This is a genomic window from Planktothrix sp. PLAVEN19ND (genome assembly GCF_057220675.1).
In genome coordinates this window covers 5,289,603-5,305,697 of sequence record NZ_CM170132.1, presented here as the reverse complement: position 1 = coordinate 5,305,697, position 16,095 = coordinate 5,289,603, and the positions used below count along the sequence as shown (strand labels likewise).

The following is a 16,095-nucleotide window of genomic DNA, read 5'->3' as shown; positions in this document are numbered from 1 at the left end:
TTACGGACACAAACCACTCTGGCAAGGCATCAAAAAAGGGTTTTTTGTGCTTTTTCCGTATTAGCGAAACCGACGACAACCAGGGGGTCTAGGAATTGTAGTTTGGTATTTTTACTTTTTAATTATTTGTACTATTCAAAAATAGCCATTGTTTTCGAGGTTAGATCAATCAAAAACACCGAAAACAGATTTGATCAAATTTCTTCATGATTATCCGGCTTAAAAGTATAGAATTGTTTATATTAAAACGAACGAATACTTTTCATCTATAATGAAAATAATAGATAGTCGGACTCAGATCCAGTCATCAAGGCTATTTTTTATAGGTTTGATTACTGATGAGCAGGGCATCTCGACTCACCGAACATGAATTACTATGCCAGTATCTCAAAGTTCTATACCCACTATTTTAGCCGTTGACGATAGTAGAGTTATGCAAGGACTCGTCCAACAGGCATTAGGGAAGGAATATCGTGTCCTTGTTGCTGATAATGCTGTGGATGCTTTATCCACCATTTACCATGAAGCCGTTTCGGTTTTACTTTTGGATGTAGCCATGCCGGGAATTGATGGCCTAGAACTCTGTCGCACCGTTCGCAGTATTCCTCAGTTTCAGAATTTGCCCATTATTATGTTAACAGCAAGGGACGGTGCTTTTGATAAGGTTCAAGGCCGTCTAGCAGGGGCGAGCGAATACCTTACTAAGCCCTTTGACGCTCAAAAGTTATCGGAAGTTGTTGGCCAAGTTCTACAACTCCAGTAAATTAATCCTCAAGCCTATCCCCACTAAACACTAAAAAAAAAGAGGACTATCTAGTAATATTATTTCTTATATTCCCCCATTACCCTGTTACTGAGCGAAGTCGAAGTATTACCCATTCCCCATTACCCTTTCGTAATTCGTAATTCCTACTTCGTAATTCCTACTTCCCTTTAAAAAAAGTTAAACTGTTCCTCTGTAATTCGGTTCGCTTCATACAAGGTTTCTGCGATTTCTGAAAGGGTTAAGACCGCGTGGGCTTGATAATTGTTATCCTTTAATCGTTCTTTAACTCCTCGTTCATGATCAATTAAAACCACAATATCATGAACGTTTAACCCCGCAGATTTTAGCTTTTCGGCTCCTTGAATCACACTATTGCCCGTAATTAAAATATCATCCACTACCACAATGGTTTCCCCTGGTTGAAAGTGTCCTTCAATTAATCGCCCCGCACCATAGGCTTTAACTTCTTTTCGCGGAAAGATCATCGGACGTTGTAATCTTAAGGATAACCCCGTCGCGGTTGGTAAAGAACCATAGGGGATACCCGCAATTCGATCAAAACTTAGGGTTTCTAAAATATCTCCATAGGCTCCGACAATTTGATGAAAAATTTGGGGTGTGGAAATAATCCGTCTCAGGTCAATATAATAGGGGAAAGTTTCTCCCGATGATTGAACATGATCCCCAAAAATAATACAGCCAATATCATACAATTGTAAAATCAAATCTCGATGGGGTTGATGTCTTAAAAAACAAACATCGGGCAACCATAAATCGCAGGTGGGATTTCCTCTGATTACCTGTTGTCGTTCTATATTAATTTGCTCTCTTAACTGTTTGATTCCAGTTCCGATGGTTTCTTTTTCTAATAATTTAGGAGGAATGGGTAATAATAAGCGATCGCCATTTAAACTTAATCCAGCAGCTAAAATTGGGGTTAAATCGTCTACATCCATTAAATCATTTTCTTCGGCTACATCCCCTTCTAATAAGATAAATTGTTCCGGGGCGGCTTGACGAATTTTGGCTAACATATCCGGTACCATCCCCACAAATAATCCCAATTGTTCAGGAGTTCCCCAAGTTTGAGCGACCTTAACTAATTCCAAATATAAAGGTTGTTGAGATTGAGGATATTCTTGGATAATAGAAGCCGAAGGATTAGCCGTGGCACAGGAAATAAATACCGCTTGATCAGGATAAACTAAAAAAGGTGCAACTTGATCTAATCCAGCATAAGGAGTTAAGGTACAAGCGCCAACCTTTAAGTCTTCAAACACAAAACGAGCAAAGACGGTACTCGAATGCAAATCACTATATTTCGCATCTAAAATAATAGGAATATTAGGCGGAATCACTTTTAATATTTTTTCTAATAGTTTCAATCCAGGGATTCCCAAACTTAAATAAAACCCTAAAGAAAGTTTATAGGCACAGACAAATTCCGCAGTTTCTCGAATCACAAAGCCTAGCCAATTCTGCCACTGTTCAAGAATATCCGCCGAATCACCATCAATTCCCTCACAATTGACCGTTTCAAAAATATGGCTATCGGGATCGGGTTCCAAGGCAACATAAAGCAAACTATTTTGTTGTTCAATTGCCGCTAATAATTGATTAAAAAAGTTCATTTTAAAGGTTAATTATTAATAATTGACAGGGATTACAGATGATGATTATAATTATAATGCCTGAAAGGTCGAGTTAAAAAATTAATCTTTGTTGATATAGCCTTCTAGGGGCAACAGGTTCTCTGATCAATCCTATAACTGATTACTGAAATGTTGAATACCAAAACCATACTCTCAGCCCTGTTAATTTTTGTGCCGATTTCGATTGCGGGTCACTTTTTGGAGTGGGGATCAACTCTTGTATTTGTCACCTCAGCTTTAGCGATTATTCCCCTAGCAGCTTGGATGGGAACTGCGACCGAAGAAATAGCCGTTGTCCTGGGCCCGAATTTAGGCGGGTTGTTAAATGCCACCTTTGGGAATGCGACGGAATTAATTATTGGAGTTGTCGCCCTGAATGCTGGACTCATTGATGTGGTAAAATCCAGTTTAGTCGGGTCAATTATGGGAAACCTCCTCCTAGTTATGGGTTTATCCATGTTCTTAGGAGGTTTACGCTTCAAAGAACAAAAATTCCAGCCCGTTATTGCCCGTTTGAATGCCTCGGCGATGAATTTAGCCATCATTGCTATTTTAGTACCAACGGCAGTAGATGTTACCTCCATTGGCATTGAGGAATCAACCATGCAAACCCTCTCAGCGGCGGTGGCGGTGGTTTTGATTACAGTTTATGTTCTTACCCTGCTGTTTTCCATGAAAACCCACTCCTATTTATATGACGTGGGAGTGGCGGAAAACGATGAAGACGGCGTAATCACCCAAGAAGAAGCCGGACATGAGGCAGAAAAGGTGAATTTAAAGCTGTGGATTGGGGTTTTGTTAGTGGCTACCTTAACTGTAGCCTTCGAGTCGGAATTATTGGTGGGGACTTTAGAGGAAGCTACCTCTAGTCTGGGACTGACAGCACTATTTACCGGGGTGATTTTAGTTCCCATTATTGGTAACGCGGCTGAACACGCCACCGCCGTTACCGTGGCGATGAAAAATAAAATGGATTTATCCGTATCCGTGGCCCTAGGTTCGAGTTTGCAAATTGCTTTATTTGTGGCCCCCGTGTTGGTTTTAGCCGGATGGATATTAGGGAAACCGATGGATTTAAACTTTAACCCCTTTGAATTAATCGCCGTTGCCGTGTCCGTGTTAATTGCTAACTCCGTCAGTTCCGATGGCCGTTCCGATTGGTTAGAGGGGGTATTACTCTTGGCTGCTTATACTGTTTTGGGGATTGCGTTTTACTTCCATCCGATTATTGAGGGGATTGGTTGATAAGCTGTACTGCATTTAAACTGCATATTCTAGGGATCCCGGATGCTCCCACAAGCATCGGGCAATTTCCTGATCGCAATTCATAGATGCAGTACAGCTTAATCCTGATCCGGTCTTCTACCCGACGAACTAAAAGTATGATCACGGAAACCGATGGTGAGGAATTTTGGGTTGAAGTTCTCAGCATTCTAAATAGTAATGACTAGACGCACAACCCAAAACGTAATACAATTCTCATCGGTTAGTCGCCCTTACGGACACTCCGAAAGGATTGCTGTTAATTTTTTATAGGGAAAGAATAGTGGGTCTTTTTAGTCGTTTTTCGCAGGACATGGGCATTGACCTAGGGACTGCTAACACATTGATTTATGTATCGGGTAAGGGCATTGTACTACAAGAACCCTCGGTTGTCGCCATTGACAAACTAGAAAAAATCCCGTTGGCGGTGGGAGAAGAAGCCAAAAAAATGTTGGGCCGCACTCCAGAAAATGTAGTGGTACTACGACCCCTGCGGGATGGGGTGATTGCAGACTTTGATGCAGCCGAACAAATGCTAAAACACTTTATTCGGCGGGTGAATGAGGGAAAAACCCTGATTGCGCCTCGAATTGTGATTGGGATTCCCAGTGGAGTAACTGGAGTAGAACGCCGGGCGGTGATTGAAGCGACTTCTCAGGCTGGGGCGCGGGACGTCCGACTAATTGATGAACCTGTGGCCGCGGCCATTGGTGCGGGTTTACCCGTTTCCGAAGCGACAGGAAATATGATTGTGGATATTGGGGGCGGGACAACGGAAGTCGCCGTTTTGAGTTTACAGGGAACGGTATTGAGCGAGTCCGTGCGGGTGGCTGGAGATGAACTCAATGATGCCATCATTTTGTATATGAAAAAAGTTCATAACTTAGTGATTGGAGAACAAACGGCTGAGGATATTAAAATTAAGATGGGTTCCGCTTACCCCAACCCCGCCGCCGATGAAGAAATGATTATGGAAGTACGGGGGATTCATTTATTATCAGGTTTGCCTAGAACCGTGACTATTAAATCTCCAGAAGTGCGCGAAAGTATGGCAGAACCTCTATCAATTATTATTGATGCGGTCAAACGCACTTTAGAACGGACTCCCCCAGAACTGGCTGCTGATATTATTGACCGGGGAATTATGTTAGCCGGTGGAGGAGCTTTACTCAAGGGCATTGATGCCTTAATTAGCCACGAAACCGGAATTATTACCCATATTGCGGCTGACCCCCTATGTTGTGTGGTGTTAGGTACTGGTCGGGTATTAGAAAATTTCAAACAGTTGGAACGGGTTTTTACTGGGAGTTCCCGCAATCTGTAACAATTGATAATCGATAATTGATAATTGACCCTGAAAAAAGTAATTATCAATTATCAATTATCTTCACAGTTAATTTTAATTGGTATGCAAACACGCAGTTGGTGGAGTCGCAGTCGGAATCAATTTTTTTTACTGGGTTTGGCAATTTTAGCCGCTTGGTTAGTGCGACAAACTCAAGGGGCTGCTTTATATGAAATGTACTATTGGGTGACTCGTCCGTTTCATTTATCGGCATCAACCGTAACGGAACAGGAAAGAATTGTTCGACAAATTGATCCTCGAATTAATCAGTTGGAAGCTCAAATTCAAGAACTGAAAAACCAAAATCAAAAGCTTCAGGATCTTTTAAATTATGTCGCTGCTAAAAAACAGGGTAAGGGAATTGTGGCTCCTGTGATTGGTCGCAGTGCCGATTCTTGGTGGAAACAAATTATTATTGGTCGTGGGAGTCAGCAGGGGGTTCGGAATCAGGATTTAGTGGTGGCTCCCGGTGGATTAATTGGACGGGTGATTAGTATGACACCTAGTACCAGTAAAGTGATGCTTTTGAGTGATCCGATGAGTCGCATTGGGGTGACGATTAGTCGCAGTCGCAATATGGGATTTCTCAAGGGAAATTCGACCGAACAAGGAATCATGGAATTTTTTGAAAGTGATCCTAAAGTTAAGGTGGGAGATGCGGTTGTTACTTCTAGTTATAGCCAGCTTGTCCCTGAAGGTTTGCCCATTGGTAAAGTCGTTTCTGTAGATATGAATAAAGCCCCATCCCCCGAAGCAATTGTTGAGTTTTTTGCCTCTATTCCTTCTGTGGAATGGGTGATTATTTATCCGAATCAAAAATCAGTAATTGATAATTAATTGCTCTTACACTGATTACTGATAAACGATAATTGATAACTGATTAAATATGTTTTTTAAGCCTTATCAAGTTTTAAATTTGATGATTACCATTATTTCTTTAATGGTTTGTATTTGGTTATCTTTGGTTCGGATTCCTGGGTTAGAACTCTTTGGAATTACCCCGAATTGGGTGTTAATTTGGCTGGTGACTTGGAGCATTAAACGCTCTTTTTTACAGGCTATGGTTGGGGGTTTATGCTGTGGGTTGATTTTAGATGGATTAACAGTTTCTTTTCCTTCCCATATTATTCCCTTGGTGATTGTTAGTCTTTTAACCGTAGTGATTTATAAACGAATTATCAAAAAAATTCAAGAGGATTTTATTTCTGTTGCTGTGATGGTTTTTGGGATGGCGATTTTAGTGGAAGCTATCCGAGGTTTTCAATTGAACAGTTTTGGATATTTGGCTTTAGATGAATTATTCCGATACCAACAACGGGTAGCACTGTCCACAGCAATTTTGAGTAGTTTGTGGACTCCTGTCATCTATCTGCCGCTTAATCGCTGGTGGGCATTTCTGGAAACCTCAAATCAACTAAAATCTTAGGGGCGGGTTTGGTGGAGAGTTGGGTTAATTCACAAAGTTCTCACGGAACTCGCTTCTACACGCTCTCACCGAAACTTATATGCTTAAACATAGCGATTTTGACCAAACAGATACAGCAGTTCGCGCTAAAATTCTCAGTGAAGCTCTCCCCTATATTCAAAAGTTTTCTAATCGTACAATTGTGGTGAAATATGGGGGGGCTGCGATGAAGGATAGCAGCCTGAAAGATAAGGTGATGCAGGATATTGTGTTACTATCTTTTGTCGGAATTCGGGTGGTGGTTGTCCATGGCGGCGGCCCAGAAATTAATAGTTGGTTAATTAAATTGGGAATTGAACCTCAATTTAAAAATGGGTTGCGAGTCACTGATGCCGCAACGATGGATGTAGTGGAAATGGTGTTAGTGGGTCGGGTGAATAAGGAAATTGTCTCTTTGATTAACCAGGCTGGAGGGGAAGCTGTTGGCCTATGTGGCAAGGATGCCAACTTAATTAAAGCTCGTCCTGAAGGTCAGGCGGATATTGGCTTTGTGGGAGAAGTCAGTAGTGTCAATACTAAACTTTTAGAGTCTTTGGTGAGTAGTGGTTATATTCCCGTGGTTTCTAGTGTGGCAACGGATGAAGATGGACAGGCTTATAACATGAATGCTGATACGGTTGCCGGGGAAATTGCGGCAGCCTTGGGTGCTGAAAAGTTAATTCTGTTAACCGATACAGCCGGAATTTTGGAGGATTATCATAATCCCGATACCTTAATTGCCCAAGTTAATATTCAGGAAGCCCGACAATTAATTGAACAAGGAATTGTTTCCGGGGGGATGATTCCTAAAGTCAATTGTTGTGTCAGAAGTTTAGCCCAAGGTGTGCGGGCGGCTCATATTTTAGATGGTCGTGTTCCCCATGCTTTATTGCAAGAAGTCTTCACTGATTCGGGGATAGGGACGATGATTGTCGCTTCTGAATTTATGCGTTAAAGATTCACCGATAGAGAGATAACAACAGTTGGGTCGGGCGGGTTTATTAATATCTGAGTAAAGTTTACTAGATTTGGGAGAACCCGCCCCTACAGGTTTATGTTGTTTTTTCAGGCTGAGTTGCAATGTAATCTTGAATGCTTTGATAGTATCCTCTCTGATAAGCTTGACGTGCTTCCTCAATTTCTGCGATAATTCCGGGGTCTTCTTCGAGTTCGGCTTCACCTTCAAATATCTGATCTTCTAAAATTTCTAAAAGCCGATGTTTTTAGGATAAATCTAAAGATTTAATCGCTGTAATCAAGGAATCAAAGGAAATATCAACTTGAATTGTTGTTGTCATAATTTTTATCCCATCTATTTCTAGGGTACAAATTAAAAAATAATCCCAGTATAACCGATTCGGTTTTGAGTTTGGTCAAGAGCGATCGCTATTTTTATAAAAGTATGATGTTTGGGTTGGTAGCTATGCGATCGCCTTCGGTTGGGCGGAACCCATCGCGCTATACTAGATTAAGAACGACTAAGGAAATATAGCCCATGTCTTTTGAGATTAAATTGAGTGAAAAATTGCTTAAAATTCAAAACCTGTTAGAAGATTTACAGGATTTACAAGATTTAAGAACAGCACAACAAAAAGAACAAGAAAGTCCTACTTTTTATTTAGATGAAGTTAAGCAAATATTAAATTTATCTTAGCTTAAATTCATCAATATTAAAAATTCCTAATTAACTTAACCAAATTTTAGCACTTCGTAGGGGCGGGTTCGAGACAATCTTTGTTAATTCACATAAATTTTAATAAACCCGCCCTTCCTGATATTTATTCAACTAAGGGGGGCAGGTTTATTAAGATTAGGGTGGGGTTTTCTAAATCTGAGAGAAACCCGCCCCTACTTCATACCCAATAGAAACCCTGTTTCCAACACTTAACTTCCGCCAACCCGCGCCACATCACGGGAATTGGCTTCAAACGCCGCCGTTAACGCATCATCCCCCGTTAAACCGGATTTTTCCGCTTCTTTTAATGCTTCCAAAACCCGCTTATAATCCCGGGGAATCACTTTAACAAAAGTTGGAATCATTTCCGTCCAATTTGCCAAAATTTTCAACGCTTTTTGACTCTTGGTATACTCCGCGTGTTTAGCAATAAGTTGATAAACCTGATTAATTTCTTCCGGGTCTTCCAACTTTTCTAAATCCGCCATAGACGTATTACAACGGGTAGCAAAATCGCCACTTTCATCGAAGATATAGGCAATACCGCCACTCATCCCCGCCGCAAAGTTACGTCCGGTCGCACCCAGGACAACGACCTTACCGCCAGTCATATATTCACAACCGTGATCTCCCACACCTTCGACAACGGCATTGACACCGGAGTTACGCACCCCAAAACGTTCACCCGCTAACCCTCGGATATAGACTTCCCCCAGGGTGGCGCCATATAGGGCGACGTTGCCGATAATAATGTTATCTTCAGGGATAAAAGTGGAAACTGCCGGAGGATAAATAATAATTTTACCTCCGCTTAATCCCTTGCCTACATAATCGTTAGCATCCCCTTCCAATTCTAGCGTCACACCCTTGGGAACAAAAGCCCCAAAACTTTGACCCGCACTGCCTTGGAAATGCAGATGCACCGTATCTTCGGGTAAACCTTGCCAATGGTTTTTGGTGATTTCATTGCCTAAAATCGTTCCCACCGCCCGGTTAATATTTTTAATCGGTAGGGTCGCTTCAACCTTCTCACCTTTCTCAATAGCAGGTTTACACAAATCCAGTAACACGGTGATATCCATAGATTTATCTAACCCGTGATCCTGGGGAATCTGACAATAACGGCCGATATCGTCCCCAACTTGCGGTTGATAAAGGATTTTCGAGAGGTCAATTCCCTTGGCTTTCCAATGGTCAACGGCTTTCTTGCCTTCCAATACATCCGTGCGTCCCACCATTTCCGTTAAGCTACGGAAACCCAACTCAGCCATGATTTCTCGGACTTCCTGGGCGATGAACTTCATGAAATTAACGGTATACTCAGGATCACCGGAAAAACTCTCCCGCAGTTGGGGGTTTTGGGTAGCAATACCCACCGGGCAGGTATTTAGGTGGCACACCCGCATCATAATACAACCCAGGGTAACTAACGGGGCGGTTGAAAAGCCGAATTCCTCGGCCCCTAACAATGCCGCCACCACCACATCCCGGCCAGTTTTCATCTGACCATCAGTTTCGACTGCAATGCGCGATCGCAAATTATTCAACACCAGGGTTTGATGGGTTTCTGCTAACCCCAACTCCCAAGGCAGTCCGGCGTGTTTAATTGAAGTTTGGGGAGACGCACCCGTCCCACCATCAAACCCGGAGATTAAAACCACATCGGCATGGGCTTTAGCTACCCCCGCAGCAATGGTTCCGACTCCGACTTCCGAGACTAATTTCACACTGATCCGAGCCTGGCGATTAGCATTTTTCAAATCATGGATTAATTCGGCCAAGTCCTCAATGGAATAGATATCATGGTGAGGAGGGGGAGAAATCAAACCCACGCCAGGGGTAGAATGGCGAACTTTGGCAATGGGCGGATAAACCTTACGTCCGGGCAGTTGTCCCCCTTCTCCGGGTTTAGCCCCCTGAGCCATTTTGATTTGAATTTCCTTGGCTTGGGAAAGGTACAAACTCGTGACCCCAAACCGACCGGAGGCGACTTGCTTAATAGCGCTATTTTTCGAGTCCCCCTGTTCGTTTGTCCAGGTGTAACGGTCTGGGTCTTCGCCACCTTCTCCGGTGTTAGACTTACCCCCAATTCGATTCATGGCGATCGCTAAGGTTTCATGGGCTTCCTTAGAAATCGATCCATAACTCATCGCCCCGGTTTTAAAGCGTTTCATAATCGCTTCAATGGGTTCGACTTCTTCTAAAGGAATCGGTTGACGATCTTTAAATTGCAATAAGCCGCGCAGGGTGAAATATTTTTGGTTTTGTTCATTCACCAACTGGGCGTATTTTTTGAACAATTCATAATCTCCCAAACGCACCGCTTTCTGGAGGGAATGAATCGCTTCCGGGCTTAATAAATGGGCTTCTCCTTCCTTACGCCATTGATATTCACCCCCCACATCTAGGGTATGGGTTTTCTCCCCGGGTTGGTTGGGGAAAGCGTGGGTATGGCGGAGGATTGCTTCTTGAGTAATAACCTCTAAATCAGCCCCTTCAATCCGAGTAGCCGTCCAACTAAAGTATCGATCAATCACCGATTGATTTAACCCAATAGCCTCAAAAATTTGGGCACCACGATAACTTTGTAAAGTGGAAATCCCGATTTTTGAAGCCACTTTAACGACCCCTTTTGTGGCGGCCTTAATGTAATTTTTGCAAGCGGTTTTATAGTCCACTCCCACTAATAATCCCTGCTCGATCATATCGTGGATACTTTCAAACGCCATATAGGGGTTAATGGCCCCGCAACCATAACCGATTAACAGGGCGTAATGATGGACTTCTCGGGGTTCACCGGATTCTAAAATAATCCCTACCCGTGTCCGAGTCCCTTGACGAATGAGATGGTGATGTAAACCGGATACCGCTAACAGGGCCGGGATGGGGGCGTTTTCCGGGTTGACTCCGCGATCGCTCAAAACTAACAGGTTCACCCCACCTGCAATCGCCTTGTCAGCCTGGGCAAAAATCCCCTCCATTACCGCTTCAAGACCTTTTACCCCATCTTTGGGGTTAAACAGAATCGGCAGGGTAACGGCTTGAAAACCGCCCCCATTCACAAATTTAAGTTTAGCTAATTCTTCGTTACTCAGAATTGGGCTTTTCAGTTCGATCAGGTGGCAACTTTCCGGCTCGGGTTTTAAGAGGTTGCGTTCCGCCCCGATAGTCGTTTCCGCCGAGGTGATAATTTCCTCTCGAATGGAGTCAATGGGGGGGTTTGTGACCTGGGCAAACAGTTGTTGAAAATAATCATAAAGCAGTTTCGGGCGATCGGATAACACCGCCAAGGGGGTATCGGTTCCCATGGAACCCACCGCTTCCACCCCATCCCGGGCCATGGGGGTTAATAACAGGCGTAGATCCTCGAAGGTATAACCAAAGGCCGTTTGTAGCTGAACTAACCCATCCTGTAGAGACGTGCCATGGCGCGTCTCTCCATGGGGCGTTTCTACAGGGTCTGGGAGGTTCGCCAATTCCACCATATTCTGGTTGATCCAGTCCCGATAGGGCTGTTCCGTGGCGATTTTGGTTTTAATTTCCTCATCGGTAATGATCCGCCCCTGTTCCATATCCACCAGGAACATCCGCCCGGGTTGTAACCGACCTTTATGGGCCACCCGTTCCGGTTCGATGGGGAGAACTCCGGCCTCCGACGCCATAATTACGAGATCATCCTTAGTGACATAATAGCGGGAAGGTCGTAAACCGTTGCGATCGAGGACAGCCCCCATCATCGTCCCATCGGTAAAGGCAATGGAAGCCGGGCCATCCCAAGGTTCCATTAAGCAGGAATGGTATTCATAAAAGGCCTTTTTCTCGTCACTCATGGACTCGTGGGCCGTCCAAGGTTCGGGGATCATCATCATCACCGCATGGGGAAGTGATCGCCCTGCCAAGACTAACAATTCTAGGGCATTATCAAAAATAGTAGAATCGCTACCTTTAATATTAATTACGGGTTGAATTTTTTTCAGATCCTCCCCAAACAATTCCGACTCCAACATCGACTGGCGGGCGGTCATCCAGTTAATATTGCCTCGGAGGGTATTAATTTCGCCGTTATGGGCAATGTAGCGATAGGGGTGGGAACGTTCCCAACTGGGGAAAGTATTGGTACTGAAGCGGGAGTGAACCAACGCTAAGGCACTTTCCATATCGGGATCATGGAGTTCGGGGTAATAATCACCCACCTGTACAGGCATCAGCATCCCTTTATAGACCATTGTCCGACAGGAGAGACTCGACAAATACAAATAGGTGTCCACCTGAGTCACCCGGATCTCGCTATGGGCGCGTTTACGGATCACATACAATTTCCGTTCAAAGGCCAAATCATCTATTAAACCCGAACCCCGTTGAATAAACACCTGCTGCATGAAGGGTTCACTCATTTTAGCGGTATTTCCCAGGGAGGAGTTATCCGTCGGTACATCCCGCCACCCTAAGACCTGTTGACCTTCATCGGCCACAATTTTCTCAAAAATTCGGCGACCGCTTTCCCTGGCGTTGGTATCGGGGGAGGCGTACATCATCCCCACGCCATATTGACCGGGTGCGGGTAGGGTAATATTCTGCGCCGCGGCGACTTTTTTCAGGAACTTGTGGGGGAGTTGCATTAAAATTCCCGCCCCGTCACCCGTATTGGTTTCCGCACCACAGGCGCCGCGGTGGTCGAGGTTGAGCAGGATAGTTAACCCCTGTTCCACAATATCGTGGGACTGTTTGCCTTTCATCTGCACAATAAACCCGACCCCGCAGGCGTCGTGTTCAAATTGTGGATCGTATAAACCCTGTTTTTCGGGGAATTTGTGAGTATTCATGACAGTCAATTTAAGGTTATGAATGTAGATACCTAGAGCTTTACAGTCTCCGAGGGCAACGAAGGCCCATTAAGGGAGGGAAAAACCTATTATGTCAGCTTACCTTGGTTCAGGGGAGTTGTGGGGGAGTTAGGGGAGTTGGGGAAAACAAAAAATTGTTCTGTTTGTTGGTATACATTTAGACTAAGTTGGGACTGAATGATCAAGATTATTAACCCTAAAAAATGGACACAAATTCGGTGTGTAGGGTCGGGGCGCGCCCAAAGTCCGTCAACTTAACTCTAAAAGTAGGCGCTCAAACCCGAATTCCCTTGATCTGATCCCAAGTCAATGATCCCCCCTAGCCCCATTAAAAAGGGGGGACAAGAGATCAAAGTCCCCCTTTTTAAGGGGGATTTAGGGGGATCTAATCTCGGCTGTAATCACGGGTTTTCGGCTTAATTTGACGGACTTTGGGCCCGCCGTCCCCCTACGATGATTCGGATTTTCAGCTATTTGTACAACTGATTTAGACTTGCTATAATTTTACAATCTATTTAGAATTGTTATAGAATAATACTCCGATAAAAGTCGGTAGATTACTAACAAGTTAAAAACTTATGGATAACAACAATAAACAAGTTTACAATTATACCGTTATTCTGGAAAAAGAACCCGAGGTCGGTTATCATGCTTTTTGCCCTATTCTAAAAGGTTGTCATTCTCAAGGAGATTCCTTTGAAGAAGCGATCGATAATATTACAGAAGCGATTGAATTATATATTGAAAGTTTAAGGGCTGATCATCAGTCAATTCCTAGAGAAGATTTAATTGTTAAGCCATTAAGGATCTTAGCATGAGTAATTTTCCCAGTGTCAAGGCTAAAGACTTTATCAAAGTTATCGAAAATTTAGGTTTTATTTTGACCGTCAAAAGGGGAGTCATGCTCTGTATGAGGATGTGTAATTAATTTTGTTTAGGTACTTATAGCAATCCGTGTAGGGTTTGTAATATTTTATCCTAGGGGTTGGGAGACTTAACCCAAGCACCAAGAGGGTTGGAAGACCCAACCCCTACAGATTTTTATCACAACTCAAATAGGATTGCTATATTAATGTTTTGACACTCAATCATCTTGACGCTTGGAAATGATATTAAAGTTTTGATCAAGGTAAATCTCATAACTCTTTCCATCGGAGCAAATCACGTCATCAACTTCATAACGATTGCGATTTAATTCAAAATCTACATCATTATCATCATCAAATGAACACCCCTGACCTGCCAAAACCTGTTTAATTCTAGTAATTTCCTCTGGGGTTGCGTCTCGATCGTCATCGGCTCGAACACTGTCTATCCCCAAAATCAAGCTAAAAAATGACAGAGATATCAATAAAAGACAACCCGAACCTGTTTTTTTCATCATTTTTCTTTAGAGTATTCACGCAATTTTCAATTTGTTATTATAGACTACGGGTTGTGCTCAACAGGCAGATTTGAAACGGAAAACCTTCACTCACCAGAGAGAACCTGCGGATACGGTGAGATCCTGCATAGTAATGCCATAAGCTTCCTCTCGGCACAGAAAAGCCGCCAATGCTCCAATCTCTCCCGGTTGGATGATTCTCTGTTGCGGATTTGATCGCTTGGTTGCTTGGATATATTCATCTGCACTTTGTCCTTGGGTTGTTTCAGCAATATGCCCCATCCAGCTTTTACCAAAACGAGTTTCTACCCAACCCGGACTGATGGTATTGCAGGTTACGCCATGTGGGGCTCCCTCCAGGGCGACGCAGCGAGTTAAACCCACAACAGCCGCCTTGGAAGCGCAGTAGGCAGCAGAAGCAGGAGCACCGACGGATGCGGCAGTAGAAGCAATATTGATAATCCGTCCCCACTGGCGATCGAGCATTCCTGGCAAACACAGCTTAATGGTACGGTAAACACCATTAAGGTTCACATCCATCACCTTCTCCCAGAGGGCATCGGGATGGCCACACATGGTTTGTTCGGCGGTAATTCCGGCTGCATTTACTAAGATATCCACCTTGCCCAAAGTTTGAACTGTAGCATCGTAAAAGGTTTGTACAGATTCGATTAAGCAAACATTCAGGTTGAGGGCGATCGCTCTGACTTCTCGCGACTCAATTTCCTTTCTGGTTTCTTCGAGTTCCTCAGCACCGGGTAGGTAGACTAATTCCCCAGCAGCTTTACTTGAAACCCCTGTAAGTAAAGAACCAATAGCAATATCAGCACCTGCTTCGGCTAATGCCAATGCGATCGCCCGACCCATCCCTGAAGCACCACCGGTAACCATGGCAGCCCGACCTTTTAAATACTTTTCTTGACTCATTTCTAGTTTTTTTATCAGTTCAATAACTATTTTATTAGCCTAATTTCAATCCAAATACTCCCACTAGAATGAGTAAATTTGATATTGCTCATAAATTACCTCTCGGATTTTTCGAGAATTTACTTTTTGACAGATGCTATTGTACTCTAATTGTCTCCTCTATGGTAATCTAGGTATGTTAATTAAGCAAAAGGGAAAAGCATTGTTAAGCGAATATCATAGAAAAAAGTTACTGCATCACTTTCACTGTCTGGATGCAGATAATTCGGGCTTCATTAGCAAAGAAGATGCTAAGATCTTTGCCGAGAGATTTGCCAAGCTCCGTAGCGCGGATTTAGGTTCAGAAATTCACAAAGATTTGTTGTTTAAGTGGCTTAATGTTTGGGAGAATTTTTGGTCTAAAGCGGATTTGGATGAAGATGGTAAGGTTAGTCCTGAAGAATTTTGTCAAAGCATAGAAAAAGCGGTTTCAAATCCAGATTACAACGACCCTTTAATAGAGACTTTGTTTGACATTATTGACTTAGACGGTGATGGTCACATCTCACAACAGGAGCATCGTCTCTTTTTCAGTGTGTTTGACCTAGATGCTGAAAAATCAGCCTTTGTCTTCTCCAAACTTGATATCGACCAGGACGGTATTCTCTCTAAAAAGGAGTTTGTTTCTGCTAAGAGAGAATTTCTCACTGAAAAAGACGACGGTGCTGTAGGCAACTGGTTTTGGGGTTCTGTGGGGTAATGCACGCCATGATTGTGGGGAATTATCTTTAGCCTCCCCACCAACAACTGTTCTAG

Annotated in this window: 13 protein-coding genes; 9 read left to right on the top strand and 4 right to left on the bottom strand. The window is 43.4% G+C overall.

The features are described 5' to 3' along the window. The first annotated feature begins 376 nt into the window (after positions 1-376). Complete coding sequence (locus AC2D3N_RS22805) at positions 377-763, top strand: response regulator transcription factor (RefSeq protein ID WP_079680492.1); 387 nt, start codon at positions 377-379, stop codon at positions 761-763. 170 nt (positions 764-933) lie between these two features. Here the strand turns inward: AC2D3N_RS22805 and AC2D3N_RS22800 are convergent, their stop codons facing one another. Next, entirely contained in the window at positions 934-2,397 is a 1,464-nt protein-coding gene (locus tag AC2D3N_RS22800; protein WP_484692253.1) for a bifunctional orotidine-5'-phosphate decarboxylase/orotate phosphoribosyltransferase, read from the bottom strand. Between the two features lie 150 nt (positions 2,398-2,547). On the opposite strand from AC2D3N_RS22800, the gene cax reads away from it, so the two are divergent. The 6 genes from cax (at position 2,548) to AC2D3N_RS22770 (ending at position 8,124) form a co-directional block, all read left to right on the top strand. Then, positions 2,548-3,663: a calcium/proton exchanger gene (gene cax, locus AC2D3N_RS22795; RefSeq protein WP_484692252.1), complete on the top strand. Its 1,116-nt coding sequence runs from the start codon at positions 2,548-2,550 to the stop codon at positions 3,661-3,663. Between the two features lie 301 nt (positions 3,664-3,964). After that, entirely contained in the window at positions 3,965-5,005 is a 1,041-nt protein-coding gene (locus AC2D3N_RS22790; protein ID WP_079680489.1) for a rod shape-determining protein, read from the top strand. 84 nt (positions 5,006-5,089) lie between these two features. Next, positions 5,090-5,863, top strand: coding sequence for a rod shape-determining protein MreC (gene mreC, locus AC2D3N_RS22785; RefSeq protein WP_484692251.1), 774 nt, complete (start codon positions 5,090-5,092; stop codon positions 5,861-5,863). A 49-nt stretch (positions 5,864-5,912) separates the two neighbouring features. Further along, positions 5,913-6,452: a rod shape-determining protein MreD gene (mreD, locus tag AC2D3N_RS22780; RefSeq protein ID WP_079680488.1), complete on the top strand. Its 540-nt coding sequence runs from the start codon at positions 5,913-5,915 to the stop codon at positions 6,450-6,452. A 79-nt stretch (positions 6,453-6,531) separates the two neighbouring features. Next, positions 6,532-7,425 (top strand): acetylglutamate kinase, encoded by an 894-nt coding sequence (gene argB / locus AC2D3N_RS22775; protein WP_079680487.1) that lies wholly within the window; start codon positions 6,532-6,534, stop codon positions 7,423-7,425. Between the two features lie 540 nt (positions 7,426-7,965). Next, on the top strand, positions 7,966-8,124 hold the full coding sequence (locus AC2D3N_RS22770) for a hypothetical protein (protein WP_484692250.1): 159 nt from the start codon (positions 7,966-7,968) through the stop codon (positions 8,122-8,124). Positions 8,125-8,354: 230 nt separating this feature from the next. On the opposite strand, the gene gltB is transcribed toward AC2D3N_RS22770, so the two are convergent. After that, positions 8,355-12,968 (bottom strand): glutamate synthase large subunit, encoded by a 4,614-nt coding sequence (gene gltB / locus AC2D3N_RS22765; protein ID WP_484692249.1) that lies wholly within the window; start codon positions 12,966-12,968, stop codon positions 8,355-8,357. Between the two features lie 599 nt (positions 12,969-13,567). Between gltB and AC2D3N_RS22760 the strand changes: the two genes are divergently transcribed. Beyond that, on the top strand, positions 13,568-13,807 hold the full coding sequence (locus AC2D3N_RS22760; protein WP_484692248.1) for a type II toxin-antitoxin system HicB family antitoxin: 240 nt from the start codon (positions 13,568-13,570) through the stop codon (positions 13,805-13,807). Between the two features lie 266 nt (positions 13,808-14,073). On the opposite strand, the gene AC2D3N_RS22755 is transcribed toward AC2D3N_RS22760, so the two are convergent. Beyond that, positions 14,074-14,373 carry a hypothetical protein gene (locus AC2D3N_RS22755; protein ID WP_484692247.1) on the bottom strand — a complete coding sequence of 100 codons (300 nt, stop codon included), beginning with the start codon at positions 14,371-14,373 and terminating at the stop codon, positions 14,074-14,076. Positions 14,374-14,463: 90 nt separating this feature from the next. Further along, a complete protein-coding gene (locus tag AC2D3N_RS22750) occupies positions 14,464-15,300 on the bottom strand; it encodes an SDR family NAD(P)-dependent oxidoreductase (protein WP_484692246.1) in 837 nt (278 codons plus the stop codon). A gap of 175 nt (positions 15,301-15,475) precedes the next feature. On the opposite strand from AC2D3N_RS22750, the gene AC2D3N_RS22745 reads away from it, so the two are divergent. Beyond that, positions 15,476-16,039: an EF-hand domain-containing protein gene (locus AC2D3N_RS22745; protein ID WP_484692245.1), complete on the top strand. Its 564-nt coding sequence runs from the start codon at positions 15,476-15,478 to the stop codon at positions 16,037-16,039. The last annotated feature ends 56 nt before the right edge of the window (positions 16,040-16,095 follow it).